General features: G+C 71.7%; 17 protein-coding genes. 6 read left to right on the top strand and 11 right to left on the bottom strand.

Going from position 1 to position 18209, the window contains the following annotated elements; all coding sequences use genetic code 11:
* Positions 1–49: 49 nt before the first annotated feature.
* The 8 genes from WMF17_RS35410 to aroA all read right to left on the bottom strand — a co-directional run bounded on the left by WMF17_RS35410 (position 50) and on the right by aroA (position 9236).
* Positions 50–1501: an AI-2E family transporter gene (locus WMF17_RS35410; RefSeq protein WP_437645444.1), complete on the bottom strand. Its 1452-nt coding sequence runs from the start codon at positions 1499–1501 to the stop codon at positions 50–52.
* Positions 1498–2049 carry an HIT family protein gene (locus WMF17_RS35405; RefSeq protein ID WP_437645442.1) on the bottom strand — a complete coding sequence of 184 codons (552 nt, stop codon included), beginning with the start codon at positions 2047–2049 and terminating at the stop codon, positions 1498–1500. Before WMF17_RS35405 ends, WMF17_RS35410 begins: the two co-directional genes overlap by 4 nt.
* A 75-nt stretch (positions 2050–2124) precedes the next feature.
* Positions 2125–2634, bottom strand: coding sequence for a hypothetical protein (locus WMF17_RS35400; RefSeq protein ID WP_437597771.1), 510 nt, complete (start codon positions 2632–2634; stop codon positions 2125–2127).
* 196 nt (positions 2635–2830) lie between these two features.
* A complete protein-coding gene (locus tag WMF17_RS35395; RefSeq protein WP_437597770.1) occupies positions 2831–4735 on the bottom strand; it encodes a 30S ribosomal protein S1 in 1905 nt (634 codons plus the stop codon).
* A 78-nt stretch (positions 4736–4813) separates the two neighbouring features.
* The gene (locus WMF17_RS35390) at positions 4814–5932 is read right to left on the bottom strand and encodes a hypothetical protein (RefSeq protein WP_437645440.1); all 1119 of its coding nucleotides are present in this window, start codon (positions 5930–5932) and stop codon (positions 4814–4816) included.
* A 70-nt stretch (positions 5933–6002) separates the two neighbouring features.
* The gene (locus tag WMF17_RS35385; RefSeq protein WP_437645438.1) at positions 6003–6962 is read right to left on the bottom strand and encodes a hypothetical protein; all 960 of its coding nucleotides are present in this window, start codon (positions 6960–6962) and stop codon (positions 6003–6005) included.
* Positions 6946–7836: a (d)CMP kinase gene (gene cmk / locus WMF17_RS35380; protein WP_437645436.1), complete on the bottom strand. Its 891-nt coding sequence runs from the start codon at positions 7834–7836 to the stop codon at positions 6946–6948. The genes WMF17_RS35385 and cmk overlap by 17 nt, the downstream gene beginning before the upstream one ends.
* A gap of 32 nt (positions 7837–7868) precedes the next feature.
* Complete coding sequence (gene aroA / locus WMF17_RS35375) at positions 7869–9236, bottom strand: 3-phosphoshikimate 1-carboxyvinyltransferase (RefSeq protein ID WP_437597766.1); 1368 nt, start codon at positions 9234–9236, stop codon at positions 7869–7871.
* 184 nt (positions 9237–9420) lie between these two features.
* Between aroA and WMF17_RS35370 the strand changes: the two genes are divergently transcribed.
* The 3 genes from WMF17_RS35370 (at position 9421) to WMF17_RS35360 (ending at position 11338) form a co-directional block, all read left to right on the top strand.
* The gene (locus WMF17_RS35370; RefSeq protein ID WP_437645434.1) at positions 9421–10332 is read left to right on the top strand and encodes a nucleotidyltransferase domain-containing protein; all 912 of its coding nucleotides are present in this window, start codon (positions 9421–9423) and stop codon (positions 10330–10332) included.
* A 165-nt stretch (positions 10333–10497) separates the two neighbouring features.
* Positions 10498–10803, top strand: a complete 306-nt coding sequence (locus tag WMF17_RS35365; protein WP_437480477.1) for an ArsR/SmtB family transcription factor — start codon at positions 10498–10500, stop codon at positions 10801–10803.
* 46 nt (positions 10804–10849) lie between these two features.
* A complete protein-coding gene (locus WMF17_RS35360; protein WP_437575385.1) occupies positions 10850–11338 on the top strand; it encodes an ArsI/CadI family heavy metal resistance metalloenzyme in 489 nt (162 codons plus the stop codon).
* A 505-nt stretch (positions 11339–11843) separates the two neighbouring features.
* On the opposite strand, the gene WMF17_RS35355 is transcribed toward WMF17_RS35360, so the two are convergent.
* Positions 11844–12665: a hypothetical protein gene (locus WMF17_RS35355; protein WP_437645433.1), complete on the bottom strand. Its 822-nt coding sequence runs from the start codon at positions 12663–12665 to the stop codon at positions 11844–11846.
* Between the two features lie 456 nt (positions 12666–13121).
* Between WMF17_RS35355 and WMF17_RS35350 the strand changes: the two genes are divergently transcribed.
* From WMF17_RS35350 to WMF17_RS35340, 3 genes are all read left to right on the top strand, one after another.
* Positions 13122–14090: a hypothetical protein gene (locus tag WMF17_RS35350; protein WP_437645432.1), complete on the top strand. Its 969-nt coding sequence runs from the start codon at positions 13122–13124 to the stop codon at positions 14088–14090.
* Positions 14091–14143: 53 nt separating this feature from the next.
* Complete coding sequence (locus WMF17_RS35345; protein WP_437645430.1) at positions 14144–15520, top strand: protein kinase domain-containing protein; 1377 nt, start codon at positions 14144–14146, stop codon at positions 15518–15520.
* Positions 15521–15956: 436 nt separating this feature from the next.
* A complete protein-coding gene (locus WMF17_RS35340) occupies positions 15957–16457 on the top strand; it encodes a hypothetical protein (RefSeq protein ID WP_437645428.1) in 501 nt (166 codons plus the stop codon).
* A 19-nt stretch (positions 16458–16476) separates the two neighbouring features.
* On the opposite strand, the gene WMF17_RS35335 is transcribed toward WMF17_RS35340, so the two are convergent.
* Both WMF17_RS35335 and WMF17_RS35330 read right to left on the bottom strand, forming a co-directional pair.
* Complete coding sequence (locus WMF17_RS35335) at positions 16477–17592, bottom strand: hypothetical protein (RefSeq protein WP_437645426.1); 1116 nt, start codon at positions 17590–17592, stop codon at positions 16477–16479.
* A 72-nt stretch (positions 17593–17664) separates the two neighbouring features.
* Positions 17665–18201, bottom strand: coding sequence for a hypothetical protein (locus WMF17_RS35330; protein WP_437645424.1), 537 nt, complete (start codon positions 18199–18201; stop codon positions 17665–17667).
* Positions 18202–18209 lie beyond the last annotated feature (8 nt).

Below are 18209 nucleotides of genomic sequence, written 5' to 3'. Positions count from 1 at the left end.
TTCCCGCTGGCGGGGCTCGGGCTCTCATAGCCGGCTTGCCCGGGAGCGGCTAGGTGACGGGGTCGTTCGCGCGGGGGGCGGGGTCCGGATCGGCGCCGGAGGAGGGGAGGGGGGTCATGGCAGGGCCGGCGGTCTCGAAGCCGCGCAGCGGGGGGAGCGGCTCGATCGAGGGGGTGGCGAGCTGCGGGCCGCGCTGCGGGGGGATCGAGGCCGTCGGGTCGGCAAGGCCGAGCGTGGACTCGCGGAAGTGGAGGAAGATCGTCTGCGCGATCGACAGGCACGGGACCGCGAAGAGCGCGCCGGTGATCTGGAAGAAGTGCTCGCCGATGAGCAGCGCGAGCACCACGAGGACAGGGTGGATCTTCGCCGAGTCGCCGATGATCTTCGGGTTCAGGAAGTTCGCCTCGAGCTGGTGGATGCCCACGATCCACGCGAGCACGCCGGCCGCCGTGCCGAACGACTGCGTGAGGCCGATGGCGACCGCCGGGATCGAGCTCAGGATCGAGCCGAAGATCGGGATCAGCGACATCACCCCCGCGAGGACCGAGAGGATCGGCCAGTACTTGAGGTCGAAGAGCCAGAAGCCGATCGCGGAGAGGACGCCGTTCACGAGGCAGATGAGGAGCTGACCGCGGACGACGCCGGACAGGCCCCGGTCGAGCCGGCGCAGGAAACGATCGAACGAGTCGCGCGAGATCGGGTGCCAGAGCTCGCGGAAGAAGCGGAAGATCTTCTCGTGCGTGAGGATGATGTACCCGGCGAGCATCAACGTCATGAAGAGGTTGAAGATGCCGCGCGAGATGGCGGTCGCGATGGCCTGGCCAATCCGCAGGACCGTGAGCGAGTTCTCCTTGAGGTAGTCGGCCGCCTTCTCGTAACCCTCCTGGAGCATGTTCGCGCTGGAGAGCGGGTGCTTCGGGCGCGCCTGCGCGATCTGCCAGACGCCGTCGCCTGCCTCGCGGATCTCGACGTCGTCGGCGATGTGCACGTCGAAGGAGCCGCCCGGGCCGGGCGTGATGCGGACAGGCGGGCGCTCGGCGCTCTCCTCTCGGAGCGCGGCGATCGAGCCGGGCGGCGCGGCGCGCTCGCCGAACGGCCGGTCCGGCGTGGCCTCGGGCGGCGCGGAGGGCGGCGCCAGAGGCTCGCGGCCCGACCAGCGACGGAGCCGCACGTCGAGCGCGGGCAGGTACTCCTCGCGGAGCCGCGCGGCGAGCCGTGGCGCCTCGACGGTGAGCGCCTTTCCCTCGGCCACGAGGCGCGGGACGCTGAGGGCGAAGAAGCCGGCGACGCCGGAGAGCACGAGGGCGTAGACGACGAGGATCGCGGCCCAGCGCGGGACGCGCGCGCGCTCGAGCCGGAGGACCGCCGGCGTGAGCACGTAGGCCACGACGAGCGCGAGCACGAAGGGGAGCAGCACCGCGTGGGCGACGATGAGCAACGCCACCGTGAGGACGGCGCTGATCGTCAGGAACACGGTGCGCGGCGAGATGCCCTCGCTCACAGCGCCCCGCCGCGCGACGCCGAGCCCGGGACGCCGTCGTCAACGAGCGACGCGGGCAGGTCGGCGAAGAAGCCGAGCAGGTGATCGCGCGTCGCCTCGAGCGCCTGCGGCACGACGCGCGCGTCGGCGAGCACCGGCATGAAGTTCGTGTCGCCGGGCCAGCGCGGGACGATGTGCACGTGCAGGTGCTCGGCGATGCCGGCGCCCGCGGCGGTGCCAAGGTTGATCCCGACGTTCATGCCCTCGCACCTGAGCGCGGCGCGCAGGCGGGTCGTCGACTCGCGCACGAGGCGGAAGAGCGCCTCATGGTCGGCCGGATCGAGCGCGTCGAGCGAGGCGACGTGCGCGTGCGGGACCACGAGGAGGTGACCCGACGCGAACGGGTAGCGGTTGAGCATGACGAACGCGCGGCGGGTCGTGGCCACGACCAGCCGCTCGCGCTGTTCTTGCTCGAAGGCGCGGGGAATACCGCAGAAGATGCAGTCGGCGTGGCCCTTCGGCGCAAGGATGTACTCGATGCGCCAGGGCGCCCACAGGGGGTTACCCATGTCGCGGAGACGCTAGCACGACGGCCGCGCGCGCGGGACCACCGCCCGTTCTTCGCGCCGGCCGCGGCGCGGACCTCAGAACGAGATCGGCGTCGCCGCGAGGTCGAACCAGACCGAGAGGGCAAGCCCGGCGGAGGTACCGAGCGCATCCCAGACGAGATCGCGGAAGGACGGGGTGCCGTGCCCGGCGGCGTCGAAGGCCTCCTTCGCCAGGCCGGCGCCGAGCGCGACCGCGGCCCCCACCACGATCCGTCCGTGGGTGTCGTCGGTCGCGAGCGCGCCGAGCGCGTACCCGCCGCCGGCGAGGGCGATTGACGCGTAGAAATGGCGCGCCTTGTCATCGCCGAACCACGGGTCGGGGTCGCGCCGCAGGGCCAGGGCGCCCACGAGCGGCCGCCCCGGGAACGCCACCGGGGGCAGGCGGCCTGCGGCGCTGGCAAGGGAGCCGCCGCTCGCCGGGCGGGCCAGCGGATCGCCGCCCGCCGGGCGGGCGAGGGGGCCGTCGGCCCGGGCGGGGGGCGCGCCGAACGCCAGGGCGGCAAGGACCGGCGCCGCGAGGGCAGAGCGCGCGAGGGGGCCTCTCATCGGGGCGAGGATCGTCCACGGCGCCCCTGGAAAAAGCAAGAGGCGAGGCCCTGGGAAGGGCCTCGCCTCTCGTCGACATCGGGTCCACACGGCGAGCCGAGCGGCACCGGGGCGCCCGCGGCCCGCCGTACCTGGCGTGCGGCGGAGTGAGCGCCTGGCGCGCGGCCGACTCAGAGCGGCCGCGCGCCGGGCAGCGTCACTTCAGGTCGAGCTTGCCGCCGAACTTCTCCTTGATGAGATCGCCGATCGTCCCGGCCACCGGCTTGTCGTCCCCGCCTTCCTCCTTGCGCTTCTGCTGCTGGCGCTGGACGGGCGCGGGGCGCTCCATGCCGATGTTCTTCATCGTCAGGAAGAGCCGGCGATCGACCGTGTCGAGCGAGGAGATCTCGGCCTTGACCTTGTCGCCGACCTTGAGCTTGCCCTCCTCGGGCTCCTGCACGTCGCCCAGCGAGACGAGGCCCTCGACGCCCTCGCGCAGCCGCACGAACACGCCGTAGTCGACGATGCTCACCACCTGGCACTCGTCGATGACGCGGCCGGGCGGGTACTCCGTCAGCATGGTCGGCCACGGATCGTCCCAGAGCTGCTTGATGCCGAGGGAGACCTTCTTCTCGTCGTGGTTGATCGAGAGGATGATCGCCTCGACGTCGTCGCCCTTGTGGTACAGGTCGCTCGGGTTGTTGACGCGCACCGACCACGAGAGATCGCTCTTGTGGACCATGCCGTCGACGCCCTCCTCGATCCCGACGAAGACGCCGTAGTCGGTGAGCGAACGGACCTTGCCCGCGATCTTGTCGCCGGGGTGGTACTTGTCCGTGAAGAGCATCCAGGGATCGGGCTCCAGCTGCTTGAGTCCGAGGCTGATGCGCTTCGCGCGCGCGTCCACCTCGAGCACCTGGCACTCGAGCTCCTGGCCCACCTCGAGCAGCTTCGACGGGTGCTTGACCTTCTTGGTCCAGCTCATCTCGCTGACGTGGATGAGGCCCTCGACGCCCGGCTCCAGCTCGACGAACGCGCCGTAGTCGGTGATCGACATGACCTTGCCGCGGACCTTCTTGCCCGCGGGGTAGGCCTCCTCGGCGTGGTTCCAGGGGTCCTCCTGGGTCTGCTTGAGGCCCAGGGAGACGCGCTCGGTGTCGGCGTTGTACTTGAGGACCTTCACGAGGACCTCGTCGCCGACCTGGAACACCTCGCTCGGGTGGTTCACGCGGCCCCACGACATGTCCGTGATGTGCAGGAGGCCATCGATGCCGCCGAGGTCGACGAAGGCGCCGTACTCGGTGATGTTCTTGATGGTCCCCTTGACGGTCATCCCCTCGGTCAACGTCTCGAGCGTCTTGGCCTTCATCTCGTCGCGCTCGCGCTCCAGGAGCACGCGCCGCGAGAGCACGATGTTGCCGCGCTTCTTGTTGAACTTGATGACCTTGAACTTGTAGGTCTGGCCGATCAGCTTGTCCAAGTTGCGGATCGGGCGAAGATCGACCTGAGAGCCCGGGAGGAAGGCCTTCACGCCGCCGCGGATGGTGACCGAGAGGCCGCCCTTCACGCGCTGGCTGATGGTGCCCTCGATGAGCTCGTCCGCCTCGCAGGCGTTCGAGATCTCATCCCAGACCTTCATCTTGTCGGCCTTCTCCTTCGACAAGGTGACGAGGCCGTCGTCGTTCTCGCGGCTCTCGATGTAGACGTCGACCTTGTCGCCGGCCTTGACGGCGCTCACGCCGCCGGCGTCCGCGAACTCGCGGAGCGCGATGACGCCCTCGCTCTTGCCGCCGATGTCGACCACGACGGAGTCGCGGTTCACTGCGACCACGGTGCCGGAGATGATCTCTCCTTCACGCGCGAAATCGCCCCCTTCCACGCTCTGTTCGAAGAGCGCGGCAAAGCTCTCCATGCTCGCCCCGGACGAGCCAGCCTCCATATGGATGTTACTAGTCATGTTGTTCGTTCTTGTTTCCTTTCCTTCCCTGGGATTCGTCGCAGCGGGCGCAGGCGTGGACCCTTGGTGCCACGCACGAGCGACGGAGGGGCAGGCACACGCGTACCGATGTACCCGGCCCCTCGGGAGAGGCGAGCCTGTAGTCTGAGGAGGGGCCTCTGTCAATGCAACGACCGAGCCACGAGAGGTTTTTGTCGTTTCCCCGAGAAACGATGCGCCCGCCGGCTCAAAGCAGCGCGCCCCTCAGGGCGCGGGGCGCGGGGCGCCGCCGGCGTCTCGCGCGGCGCGGGCCCGCTGTGCGAGCTCCGCGCATGCGCGATCGAGGCCCTCGTGGGGCCATTTCGCCCGGAGCTCGACGCGATCGCCCTGCGCTACGGCCTGGGCGCCCTCGATCGCGGTCCCGGCGCCGGCGACGTCGGGGAGCAGCGCGAGGGCGAGCTTGAGGTTGCCGAGGAACGCCTGCGTGTCCGCGGCGAGCGCCGCGGCGGCGTCGCCCGAGACGGGCGCGAGGCGCATCGCGAGCGCGGGCTCCGCGCCGAGGGTGAACGTGCCCGAGGCGTGATCGATGCGGCGGAACAGCGCTCCGGCGCGCGGAAGCACGGCGGACACCACGCCGGCGGCGCCCGACCACGCGGCGCTGGTGAGCGCGAAGGTGACGGGGCCCTGCTCGGGCAGATCGAGGCGCTGCCACTCGTCCGACGCGGGCAGCGCGGCCTTCACGATCTCGACGTCCGTGCCGAGGACGAGCGTGCCGTCGTCGGCCTGGCCGATCACGGCCCGCGGCCCGAGGAGGAGGAGATCTCCCTCGCGGCGGAGGCCGGCCCAGCCCTCTTCGCGGGCGACCTTCTCCATGCCGGCGACGAACCGGTCCTTCGGGATGCGCCCGCCCGCGAGCGCGACCCAGCTCGCGGCGTCGGTCGAGGCGATCACGATCTCGCGCAGATCCGAGAGGACATCGAGGCCGGTGGCCGCCTCGATGCGCGCCCGCCGCGACGTGCCCGAGGGCGCCTCGTCGAGCAGCGGGAGGAAGTGCCGGCGCACGGGGCCGAAGAGCGCGAGATCGGCGGTCTCGAGGCGGAGCACGATGTTCGCGTCGCCCGGGATGTGGCGCCGGGCCGTCGGCTCGTAGCGCCAGAAGAGGAAGTAGACGCCGAGCGCGACGCCGGCGAGCAGCGCGACGAGCGCGAGCCCGGCGACGAGGCACGCGGCCCCCCGCGGCCGGGCAGGGCGCGGCGGGGCGCCGCCGTCGCCGGGCTTCGCGGGCTGCGCCTCGGCGGGGTCGGCCACGGGCGCAGGCGCGGGCGCCGCGGGGTCGTCGATCACGGTCGGTCGGATCGGCTCTTCGATCAGGGTGTCGGACATCGGTTTCAGCCGGGGGAGCGCCGGGACAGCCAGAGAACGTAAACGAAACCGACGCGCGTCGGGGATGGGTTCAGCCGGGAGAGCTCCGAGACAGCAGGGCGAGCACGAGGGGCGCAGGGAAGAGCCAGCGGAGCCGCACGGTGCGCTCCACCTGCTCGATCGAGAGCGCCTTCATGAGGTCCACGTAACGTGCCTCCTCGACGTTGTCGCGGAGCACCTCGAGGAGCCGGCGGGCGCGCGCGGCGCCGGCCGGGTCGACGCCGACGATCTCTGCATCGAGGCGCACCCCTTCGTCGGTGAGGGACGCCACGGCGCGGACGCGCTCGACGCCGGCGACGACCGCGCCGATCGACGGGAAGCGCCGCGCGAGCGAGGGAGGGAGCCGGCGCGCGCGCAGGTCGAGGCTCACGAGCCCCTCGGCGGCCGGGTCGCCGCGGCGCTCGTCGGGGCCGTCGCGGAGGACGCGCGCGACGCTGCTCACCTCGACCGCGGACACGAGCGCGACGGCGCGATCGCCGAGCGCGACGATCCGCGCGGTGTCGGCGCGCGCGCCGGCGCTGCCGTCGCGGCGGTCGAAGACGGCGACGCCGCCCTGCACGCCCTTCGCTGCCGGCGACGCCTCCCAGCGATCGGGATCGGGCGTGAGCCCGGCCATCCGGCCCTCCAGGACGACAACGCGGTCGCCCTCCTCGAGATCGGCGAGCCGCAGGCCGAGCCAGACGATGTCCGCGCGGTGGAGGGCGCTCTCGAGCGCCTCGTCGGGCACCTCGTCGAGCGCGCGCCGCGCGAGCTCGTCCGCGGCCGCCTGGCCCAGGTCGCCGCGCATACGGGCGACGTCGACGCGCACAACGAGATCGAGATCGGCCGGGAGGAGATCGGCCGGCTCGATGCGCCGGACGATCCGCGGGCCGGCCGGGCTCCCCACGCCGCGCGCCTCGGGTTGCGGCGCCGCGCCCCCGCAGGCCGGGAGCGCGAGCGCAATCACGGTGACGACGGCGACGGCGGCGCGGACGTCACGCGCCGCGCGCACGGATCTCCACGAGGGTCGCCATCTCGTCGATGATCTCCTGCGGGCTCCGGTGCCCGGAGTCGACGAGGATCGCGTCGTCGGCCTTGCGGAGCGGCGCGACGGCGCGCTCGCTGTCGGCCTTGTCGCGGCGGAGCACGTCGGAGAGCGTCGCCTCGAAGCTGACGTCGATGCCGCGCGCGACGAGCTCGTCGTACCGCCGCTTCGCGCGGATCTCGGCCGGCGCGGTGAGGAAGAACTTCACCTCGGCGTCGGGGAACACCACGGTGCCGATGTCGCGCCCCTCGAGCACGACCCCGCCGCCGGCGCCGGCCTGCCGCTGCATCGCGAGCAGCGCCTTGCGCACCGCGGGGATGGCCGAGACCCGGCTCGCGCCGAGGCTGATCTCGGGCGCGCGGATCGCGCTGGAGATGTCCTCGCCGTCGAGCAGCACCCGCATGCCGCTGCCCCCCACGCTCGAGTGGGCCGGGCCGTCGGCCGAGCCGTCGTCCGCTGCGCCGGCGTCCGAGGTGGTGTGCGCCGCGCGGGCGTCGTGCGCCGCGCGGACGTCGTGCGCCGCGCGGGCGTCCGTGGAGTCGGGCGGCGCGCCGGGCCCGCCGCGTTCCAGGGCGATGCGCCCGCCGCTCGCGAGATCCTCGGCGAGGGTGCCGATCGCGCCGCTGTCGTCCCACGCGAGGCCCACGCGGTGGACCGCGAGCGCGACGGCGCGGTAGATCGCGCCGGTGTCGACGAGGAGGTAGCCGAGCCGTTCGGCGAGCCCCCGCGCGACCGTGCCCTTGCCGGCGCCGGCCGGTCCGTCGATGGCGACGCGCAGCCGCCGGAGCTCGCCCTGGCCCGGGAGGTGGCGTGCGTCGTCCTGTCTCTGCCGTTCCGTCACCTGCGCTCCTCCTCGCTCACCTGCTCGCCCGCTCATGCCGCGCGGGCGCCCTCGACCTCGATGCGCGCGCCCAGGGCGCGGAGCGTCCCGATGAAGAGGGGAAAGCTCGTCGCGATGCAGCCCGCGTCGCGCACGCGCGTGGGCCCGCTCGCGACGAGCCCGAGCACGGCGGCCGTCATCGCGATGCGGTGATCGCCGCGGCTGTCGATGTCCGCCGCGTCGAGCGGCCGGTCGGGCCTGCCCTCGACGAGGAGCCCGTCGGTGCGCTCCTCGCAGCGCACGCCGAAGGCCCCGAGCACGGACGCCATCGCCGCGATCCGGTCGGTCTCCTGCACGCGCAGCTCCCGCGCGTCGAACACCTCGGTGAGGCCGCGCGCCCGCGCCGCGAGGCCGAGCAGGATGGGCAGCTCGTCGAGGGCGCGCGACGCGAGCTCGCCGCCCGCGCGCCCGCCGCGCAGGGCGCCGCCGGAGGCGATGTGGAGATCGCCGGTGGGCTCGCCGAGGGCCTCGCCCTTGATCTCGACGGCGACGCTGCTGTCCATGTCGCGCAGCACCTCGAGCAGGCCGGTGCGCGTCGGGTTGAGCCCCACGCGCCGCGCGGTCACGCGGCTGCCCGGCACGAGCTGCGCGGCGGCGATGAGGAACGCGGCGGCGGAGAGGTCGCCGGGCACGTCGACGTCGAACGCCGGCAGCGCGCCGGAGAAGCGGGCCGCGTCGAGGCAGACCATCGCGCCGACCGAGTCGACCGGGACGCCGAGCGCGGTGAGCATGCGCTCGGTGTGGTCGCGCGAGACGATCGGCTCGCGCACGAACGTGGGCCCGTCGGCGAAGAGGCCGGAGAAGAGGAGGGCGCTCTTCACCTGGTCGCACGGGACGGGGAGGTCGTACTCGATGGACGAGAGCACGTGCGGCTCGGGGAGCGGCCCGACGTCGAGCGGCGCCGTGATCTCGCCGATCTTGCGCGGGTCGAGCTGCCCCTCGATGTGCCCGCCGCGGAGGCGGAGCGGCTTCGCCACGCGCTCCATGGGGCGGCGCGAGAGCGACGCGTCGCCGACGAGCCGCGCGGCGAAGCGCTGGGCGACGAGGATGCCCGAGAGGAGCCGCATGGTGGTCCCGGAGTTGCCGCAGTCGATGGGCCCCGCCGGGGCGCGGAGGCCGGAGAGCCCGGCGCCGTCGACGACGAGGTCGCCCGGCGCCGGCTCCTCGACGCGGACGCCCATGGCGCGCAGCGCGTTCACGGTCGAGAGGATGTCGCCGCCGAGCGTTCCGCCCCGGATGCGGCTCTGCCCGATGGCGAGCCCAGCCAGGAGGAGCGCCCGGTGGGCGATGCTCTTGTCCGCGGGAACCGGCACGCTCCCGAGGAGAGGTCGCTCGGCCGGGTGGACGATCAGGTCGGGCACGCGTTGCCGTTTAGCAGAACGGCGGGCGCAGGCACAGCGGGCGGGGCGCGGCGTGGGCTGCGAGCGGGCGGGGCGCGGCGTGGGCTGCGAGCGGGCGGGGCGCGGCGGCGCCTGTCCGGTCCGGGCGCCCGGGCGCGTCCTGATGTTACGCTCGGCGTGTCGCGGGGAAGCGACAGGAGGCGGCGTGAACGGGGCAAACGGGGCACTCGACGTGGCAGCGCGCGTGGCGGCTCGGCTCGGCGCGATCTCGGGCGTGGTGGCGGTCGTGCTGGGCGGTTCGCGCTCCCGCGGCGAGGGCCACCCGGACTCGGACATCGATCTTGGCATCTACTACGAGCCGGAGCGCCCGCCCGACCTCCCGGCGCTGCGCGCGCTCGCGCGGGAGCTCTGCGCGAGCGGCGCGGGGGATACCGTGACGCCGCTCGCGCGGGAGCTCCTCGCGACGGCCGCCGGGGACGACGTGACGCCGCTCGGCGCGTGGGGACCGTGGATCAACGGGGGCGCGTGGCTCGAGATCGAGGGGCACCGGGTCGACTGGCTCTACCGCGATCTCGCCCGCATGCGGCGCGTGATCGAGGAATGCCGCGCGGGGCAGGTGACGTGCGACTACCAGCCCGGGCACCCTCACGGCTTCCTCAGCTCCATCTACCTGGCCGACCTCCACGACTGCCGGCCGCTCTTCGATCCGGGAGGCGCGCTGGCCCCGCTCAAGGCGCTCGTGACGCCGTATCCGCCGGCCCTGAGGAGGGCGCTCCTCGACCGGTTCCTGTGGGAGGCCGGCTTCGCGATCGACACCGCGAAGAAGGCGGCCAGGCGCGGCGACGTGACGTACGTGAGCGGCTGTCTGTTCCGCGCCGCCGCCTGCCTGGTGCAGGCGCTGTTCGCGCTGAACGAGCGCTACCTCTCGAACGAGAAGGGCTCCCTGCAGAGGACGCGGGCGCTCCCGCGGTGTCCCGAGCGCTTCGCCGACCGGGTGGAGGCGGCGCTCTCCGCCCCGGGCGATGGCGCGCAGGCGCTGCTCGGGAGCCTCGGGCGCATGGAGGCGCTCGCGCGCGAGATGAGCGACCTGTGCCGCCGGGACGGGGCGAGCTGCTAGCATCGGCCGCGACGGTCGCGGGGGGTCGCCGCGGGGGCGGGCCCGGACACACGTCGAGCGAGGAGGGGGACCAAGGCGCCGAGGACCCCGGGGGGACGCGGCACCAGTTCGTATTTTCTGGAAGAAGGGCTTGCGCCGATGCTTCGATAATTGTAGAAGTAGGGCGTGTCGTCGAAGCTCGATCGTCACGCCGAGCAGCTCGCCGTGCTCGGGCACCCCGTGCGGCTGGCTGTCCTGCGCTTCGTTGTGCAGGCCGGCGCGGAGGGCGCCTCCGCCGGCGACATCCAGGCGCACGTCGGACTGGCCGCCTCGACGCTGAGCCATCACCTGAAGCGGTTCGTCGATGCGGGCATCCTGAGGACACGCGGGGAAGGGACGTTTCATTACTACAGCGCCGACTACGAGGCGCTCCGTGCCCTGACCGCGTACCTGTGGGAGGACTGTTGCAAGCGCGGCAAGGCGTGCTGCTGATTTTTTTTGCCCCTATATTTCGAATTTTTTGGAAGGAAGGTGCGCGATGAATGTTCTCAAGCCTCATGTCTCGCTCAACGTCTCCAACATCGACGCCTCGGTCGCGTTCTACGAGAAGGCCTTTGGCGTGAGCGCCACAAAGCGTCGTCCCGGCTATGCGAAGTTCGACCTCGCGTCGCCCTCGTTGAACCTCACGATGCAGGAGGCGCCGCGCACGGGCGTCAACGCGAGCCACTTCGGCGTCCAGGTGGCGAGCACGGAGGACGTGCTCGAGGCCAAGAGCCGCTTCGAGGCGGCGGAGCTCAGGACCTTCACGGAGGAGGACACGGCCTGTTGCTATGCGGTGCAGGACAAGGTCTGGATCGAGGACCCCGACGGCAATTCGTGGGAGGTGTTCGTGGTGAAGGGCGAGGCGGCCGTGATGGGGAGTCAGCCCGCGGTGCCCTCGAAGAGCGATGCCGCGAAGAGCGATGCCGCGTGCTGCGCGCCGGCGTGCTGCGCGCCGTCCAAGCTCGACGATGCCGCCGCGCGCTGATCTCCCCCGCAGGGCCGTCGCCGAGGCGCTCGGGACGGCCCTGCTGCTCGCGACCGTGGTCGGGCCCTCTTCTCGGCGTCGCAGCCCGAGCGCTCTGGGCTTGCCCAGATCCGGCGAGCCCCGGCGGGGGGCGCATAAAAGTAAGATGTCTTACGACGAATCGCCGCCCGGCGGCGCTCGGCGCAAGTCAACTATCGGCGATCGCCGCTCGGCGGCACTTCGACGTGAGATATCTTACTCAGGATCGCCGCTCGGCGGCGCTTCGACGTAAGATGTCTTACTCAGGATCGCCGCTCGGCGGCAGTTTAGCGTAATGTGTTTCACGTAAATCGCTGCCCGACACCTGTTCCGCGCAAGTGGACAGCCGCGCACCCGGCGGCAGGCGGCGAAAAAAGTAATATAGCTTGCTTTCGTGAGGTGGAGGGCGGCAGATCGAGCAAGGCGTCTTCCCTCGCGCGCCCCGCGCGGGGGCTTGATCGTGGCGCGGAGGCCAGGAGCGCCAGGATCAGGCGCCGTCGAAGGAATCGTCGTCGTCGCCGGCGGCGGGCGGCGCGGCGTCGTCGGCCGGCGCGGGCTCGGCCTCGCCCTCGGCGCCGCCCTTGCGTCCGCGCCGGTCGGCCCGGGCGGACTCGCGGTGGAGCCGGCCGAGGAGGCGGTCAGCGATCTCGCCGGTCGCCGCCTTCTCGAGGGCGAGGTTCGTCTCGACCGCGCGGGCCACGCGGATCCAGCCGTTGCGGGCGTTCAGCACCTCGCGCGGCGTCGCCCCGTCCGTGTTCGACGGGGCGCTCTGCGCGAGCTGCTCGCGCTGCGCTTCCACCTTCTCGATCTCGAGCGCGGCCGCGACCCAGGCGTCCACCACCTGCGCGAGCGGCCCCTCGGGCGTCTTCAGCTTCTTGAGCAGCTTCTCCGAGGCCTCGTCGAGCCGCGACCGGAGCAGCTTGGCGTCGCCCGCCTGGTCGCCGTAGCTCCGCGAGATCGCCTTGAGCCCCGCCGGCGCGAGCCGATCCCGCAGATCGAGGAGCGCCGCCGCGAAGGCGGGATCGTCGGTCAGCTCGGCGAGCGCGCCGAGGTAGTTGTACGCCCCGCGGAGCTTGCGGTCGTGCGTCGCGTCGAGCGCGAGCGCCCTCTCCATGAGCGTCTTCGCCTGCTGCTGCAGGCTGGAGCCGAGCCGCTGCGTGGTCAGGATCCGGCCGTGCGCCTCCTCGACCGCGGGCAGGAGCGGCGCGAGCAGCGGCAGCGACGTGAAGACCTTCCGATCCTGCGCCGGATCGAGCCAGGGCGCGGAGATGTTGACCATCGCCTGGGGACTGAGATTGCGATAACCCATGAGATACCCTCCTTTGGTAAGGGGCGCTCCGAGTGTCGGTCCTGGGCTGGCTGAGTGCAAGCTGCTGGGCGCCCGGACTGGCGTCGCGATCTTGCTCCGTGGCTGGAGGAGGGCCGGTCGCGCTCGGCCCGCGTCGCGGCGCCTGGACGGACGGCCAGCCCATGTCTCATCTCCTCGTCGCGGCTGTCTTCCTTCCTTCTTCCCGAGGCGTGCTCCGTGCCGGCGCACCTCCGCCGCCAGGAGAGCGAATCGATGAGAATTTTTGCCAGCGATTCACAATGCGCCCGCGGGCGGAAATTCGGCCTGTCGGGGATTCACAGCGCAGGGAGACCCATGGTAGTTCTCGTCGGCGCGAGGGATGGACACCGCTCAGGCCGAGGCTGGGCGGAAAGGGCGGTGACGCGCCGGATTGGGCCAGCGCGGCATCCGGTTCCCTTCGTTGGGCCGAGGTGAGCCTTGCTGCGTTCTGCGCTGGTCGTCTGTTGGTCGCACGCGGCGGCCGTCGCGATGTTCCTCCTCGTGCTTCCGCCGGCGTTCGCCGCGCCGCCGCCACCACGGTCGCCGCGCGTGGTCGCCTTGATCAGGGAAGCGGAGGCCGCCCTGGAGCGGCTCGACACCGCGCGCGCTCGCGATCTATGGGCGCAGATCTACGATATCGAGAGATCCACCGTGGGGATCTGCCAGCTCGGGCAGCTCGACCGCCGGCTCGGGCGCTGGGTGGACGCCGTCGTGGAGCTCACGCGCTGCGTGCAGGAGATGCGCCCGCCGGCCACGCCCGAGGAGCAGAAGCTCTACGAGACGCGGCACGCGGACCTGGCCGCGGCGCGGCGGCAGGTGGCGGAGCTCCGTGTGTTCGCGCCCGCCGGGGCGGCGCCGGTGCTCGTCGACGGGCGTCTCGTGGACGAGAGCGGTCGAATCTACGTCGCACCCGGGCAGCACGAGGTCGCTGCGGCGATGCCGGACGGCCGAACGGTGCGCTCCACCGTGCACGTCACCGCGGGAGAATCGGAGCCGCGCGCCGTCCTCCTGAGCGCCGAGCCCGCGAGCATTCGGCCGGCCGCTCCGCCGCCGGCGAGGCCGGCGGGCGCGCCGGCACAACCGGCAGCCCCTCCGGGGCGGTGGCTTATTTATGCGGGCTCAGCAGCATCGGGCGCGTTCCTGGTATCGGGAATCGTGCTGCACATCGTGGCATCGCTGGAGGACAGCGCCTTGAGGGATGAGATGTGCAAGCCCCACTCGGACATCGAGAATGCGGGAGCGTTTCGAAGAGAGCAGCACGCCGTCGACGTGAAGCAGCACCTCAGCACCGCGGCGCTCGTCGCCGGCACCGCGCTGGGTGCCGCGACACTCGCGGTTGCGGTGCTGCCGAACGGCGCCCAGATCCGCGCGCGCACGGCTGGCGCGGAGGTGATGTTCTCGTGGTAGAGCCTGGTACAGTCTGGGAAGGTCACCGGATCCTCGGCGAGGTTCACGATGGCATGGTCCGCACGTTCCTCGCCCGACAGGTAGGCGATGAGGGCGCGACCGTCTGGCTGCACCTCCGCGAGGGCCAACCCGTGGATAGGACGGCCTTCGTTTCCGAGCTGAAGCGGTTGCAGGATATCTCGCGCGCGGTGCCGCAAATCGAGCCCGTTCTCTACGGCGACGCGGGCGGCTTCTCTGCCTGGGTCGCGTGCCGGCGAAGCGACGGCATCTGCATCAAGGACGCAACCTGCGGGGCCGATCTCGGGGCGACCGCGCTGCGAATGGTGCTCGAGGTCGCCCGCGCGATCGAGCGCTGCCACGAGCTGGGCTGGTACCATGGAGCGCTCGGGCCGGACCGGGTGTTCATCACGTCGCAGCGCGACTACTGCATTCGCCAGTTCGGCCTGGTCCGACTGTTCCGGATCGAGCCGCACGAAGCCGCGCGAGAGCGGCTTGTGGCGCCTGAGCTGCTGAGCGGCGACGACGTGGGCCCACGGGCGGACGTCTATGGCCTCGGAGCCCTGCTGTACGAGCTCGCCTGCCGCTGCCCTCTGGACATCGGCCAGACAGGTGAGCTGGGGGCGCCGTGGCTCAGCCCGGTCATTCCGACCGATCTACCGCGCGCTGTCGCCGCCACGATCGAGATGGCCCTGGCTGAGGATCCGCGTCGCAGGTACAGGAACGTCGACCACTTCATCACGGTGCTCGAAGACCTTGTGGACGCATGGCCTACGTTGGACCAGACACCGAGCGGCCGCGCTGGCCGCGCCTCCGTCGCCGGCGCAGCGCCGTCGACGCTGCGCAGTTCGCACCTGGAAGGGCCGCAGTCGCCAGCATCGATCACGGTAGGTCCAGATACCCCGCCGTCCGAGGTCGCGCCCGGGGTCGTGTCATCTGGGGTTCCGCCTTCGAACGAGGACGATCCTCCGCTGCCCCAGGTTCCCCCGCTTGATGTGCCCTCGCGGCCGGCATCCGCTGCGAAGCAGCCGGTCTTGCCGCCGCCACCGTCCTTGATCCGGCAACCTGAACGAGATCTCATGGCCGCCCGGCGGAGGCCTTCCGGAACGCCGCCCCGGTCATTCCCCCTATGGGTCGCTGCTTCGCTCGCGGTGTTGGCCGCGATATGCACGGGGGTGCTCTGTCTGACCCGCCCGGCTCGGGTCGTGCTCCGCGCGGAGAAGCATGCAACGATCCTGGTGGAGAGGATCTCTCCGCCACGAAAGGTGCAGCGTTCGGCGCCGCCGCCGGGGTCGGCGCCGACCGTCTTGAGGGAAGCGGACAGCCGGCCGCGCGCCGCGCTCTCGCGGCGAACGGGCGTGGCGGCAAGAGCCGATCTGCACCGGCCGTACTGCGAAGTCGGCGATGTGAGCTGTGGTCCTGCGCTGTACTAGGAGGGCTTCTGTCGATGCGATGCATTCTTCTGTTCATCGGCGCGACTGCCGGGGTGTCGTGTGTGCCCGACCGCGATTGCCCTGGCACAGGACCCCACGAGGGGGACCGTGCTGTGTGGCTCTGGAAGGGCTCGCAGAGCGAGGTGCAAGACTGTGCGGAAGAGACGGAAGTCCTCTGGGACGGCTGGCGGGAAGATACCTCCAACGCACCGGAATCGCGGACGTTCGCGCGTGCTTGCGCGGGCATCGTTCGAGACGCCCTCCCGGACGGGTACACCCTTTGCGTGATCCCGACCGAGGTAGAGGAGATCTGCTACGAGGGATACGAGGACCGCGCGGTGTACGTCGAGGCGGATGGAGAAGAGCACGTGATGTGCTGCACGCCCGTGGGGAACCCGCCGACTGTGGTTCCGCAGAGTCATGGCGGATGCACGACATGATCGATCCAATCGCAAGGGCCGTGGCGCGGACGCTCCGGCCCCTGTTCTGGGTCGCCGTGTGGAGCTCGGTCGGAGGATGCCGCGCCCATCCCGAGCCCAAGGTCTCGGGCAAGGCGGTGGTGACGCGCGCCGGCGAAGAGCTCGTGATCGACACCGGCGGCAACGGAACGAATGTTGTAGGCCTAGACGACGATCCGATAGGCCTGTGCGTCGTGCGGAACGCAGGTGACCTCAGCGTGGTAGTGGATAACGGGGGTGACGCCGGGCTTTCCTACGTCAACATCATGGACGATGGCGGCCTGCCTCATGCATCTGCGAAGATCGACGGAGATCTTTACCAGGGCCCGTGCGCGATTATCGTCCAGGAGCAGCCAACCGACCCGTACGAGGCCGACGTGACGGCGGGGCCGTGCGACCTCATCCGTCTCTTCGACGGTGCGAAGGCGCGCCTCGAGACGGCGGTCTTTCACGTCTCGGACTGCAGCGGGGCCGACTAGCCGGGAGGGGCTGCTGGGGCTATCGCGCCTTGTCCGGCGGTGCATCGCCGGCCAGCGCCTGGGCGCGAGCTGCGCGGACCGCCGTGAGCCAGTGCTCATGGTCCGGGTCGCTGTCCCATGGCGGGAACTTTCCATGGAGTGTTTCCCGGCATTCGCGCGCCGCCGCCTCGGCCGTCGCAAGCTCGCTCTCGCCGTCGGGCGCGTCCTCGACGCGGTCGGCGAAAGCTCGCCAGGGCTCCGAGGTGGAGTGGCTCAGATTCAGCCACGGTCGGCCGGGCTCTCCGTCGAAGAGCCCACCGCTGCTCTGGAGATAGCTTTCATAGGCGCTCCGCGCGATGGCGTCCCGCCGGCGGCGGTTGACATGCCCCGCGCAGCAATCGCGGTACACCTGGGCCCATTCGCGGTCCGCCTCCGGCACGTCGTCTCGCCAGGCGCTCGCATACAGATCGCGCAGCTCCCGGTTGCGTGACAGCCACTCGGCCCGATGGACGGATATCGGCAAGGCCCGGAGGGCTCGCTCGCGCGTGGCCATCGGCCCAGGATACTCTGGCAGACCTGCCCCCCAGTACCACGGCGGCTCCAGCATCGGGGGGACAGGGCTCCGGATGGAGCTCGACGTGCCGCGCCCGAGCTCAAACCCCCTCTGGAAGGCGCGGAGCGCCTCGGGCCGGTGCTGCTCGGCCGCAGCGTCGGACGACAGGGTTCGCCAGAGGTAGGTCCGGTGGAGGCGCGATGTCGCGTCGGCCGCCGCACGTTCGCGCTCGCCGGCAGGTGCCACCTCGAAGACCCTGACGGACGCGAAGAACGCGCTCTCGACGGCGCCGAGCAGCATCGGCCACGATGGGGCGAACTCCCCCGAAACGGGGACCTGGCCGCTCTGGAGGGCGCTCGCGCTGGACCTCGGGTCGGCGCCATTCGGCCCCGGAGCGTCGACCCACTCCCTGAATCTCTCGCGGTGCGCCGCTGCCCATGCGCGGTCCTCCTCCGGCAGGTCGTCGAGCCATGCTTCGGCGCACAGCGTGCCCAGGACCTCGAAGTGCGCCTTCCAGCCGTCGGGATCCCTGGTCGCAAACAGCCGGTGCCCGAGGGCCGCCTCGCAGAGGTCGCGGCGTACGAGGGGCTTCGTCTTCCCCATCGATGACTTCATCCATCTGCTCCGGGTTGAGCGTCCGGGCCGGTAGGCTCTCCGCCCGTCGGGCGGTCAACCCTACCAGAAGATCCGACCCGCCGCAGCCGGCTCCACGCTGACACCGGACCACGCGAGCGTCCTGATGAAGCGGACGCCGCACGTCGCCACGACCGCCACATGCTGGGTCGACAGGTAGGCTGCGCCGGCCTCCACGGCGGGGAAGAGTCCGAGGTACCGCAGGCACAACCCCCATGCGTTGCACACGGGGATGCGCCCGAAGTCGAGCCGCGCCGCGAGCTCGAAGGACAAGGGCGCGCGGAACGGCATGACCCGGACGGCCGCCGCCGGGCCTCCCAGGACGCCGAGCCAGCGTGCGTCGCCGCCCAGACCGAAGAGCCCCACGTCGGCGCCGATGCCAACGTCCACGGCGTCACGGACGGGCCACCGGCGCAAGCCGGTGACCGACGGCATGATGCCTCCCGTCGCATGCGCGGCACGGGCCCCCAGCACGACATAGGCCGCCTTGACGTCGATCTCCCATCGAGGCGGCGCGCGCTCTTCCGCCCGGGCGCCCGTGGACACGAGCGAGAGGGCGACCATCCCGGCGCACGGCACCGTCGGCG

The sequence above is a fragment of the Sorangium sp. So ce362 genome, from assembly GCF_051519845.1.
Taxonomy (GTDB): domain Bacteria; phylum Myxococcota_A; class Polyangia; order Polyangiales; family Polyangiaceae; genus Sorangium.
Note: the sequence above shows the minus strand (reverse complement) of the source record. Positions and strands in the feature narration are given on the sequence as shown.

What these genes read in the sequence shown, in the direction of transcription:
- WMF17_RS35405 (WP_437645442.1), bottom strand. Translation starts at nt 2,049, where the DNA reads ATGGGTAACCCCCTGTGGGCGCCCTGGCGCATCGAGTACATCCTTGCG.
- WMF17_RS35400 (WP_437597771.1), bottom strand. Translation starts at nt 2,634, where the DNA reads ATGAGAGGCCCCCTCGCGCGCTCTGCCCTCGCGGCGCCGGTCCTTGCC.
- WMF17_RS35390 (WP_437645440.1), bottom strand. Translation starts at nt 5,932, where the DNA reads ATGTCCGACACCCTGATCGAAGAGCCGATCCGACCGACCGTGATCGAC.
- WMF17_RS35360 (WP_437575385.1), top strand. Translation starts at nt 10,850, where the DNA reads ATGAATGTTCTCAAGCCTCATGTCTCGCTCAACGTCTCCAACATCGAC.
- WMF17_RS35355 (WP_437645433.1), bottom strand. Translation starts at nt 12,665, where the DNA reads ATGGGTTATCGCAATCTCAGTCCCCAGGCGATGGTCAACATCTCCGCG.
- WMF17_RS35345 (WP_437645430.1), top strand. Translation starts at nt 14,144, where the DNA reads ATGGTCCGCACGTTCCTCGCCCGACAGGTAGGCGATGAGGGCGCGACC.
- WMF17_RS35340 (WP_437645428.1), top strand. Translation starts at nt 15,957, where the DNA reads ATGATCGATCCAATCGCAAGGGCCGTGGCGCGGACGCTCCGGCCCCTG.
- WMF17_RS35335 (WP_437645426.1), bottom strand. Translation starts at nt 17,592, where the DNA reads ATGGGGAAGACGAAGCCCCTCGTACGCCGCGACCTCTGCGAGGCGGCC.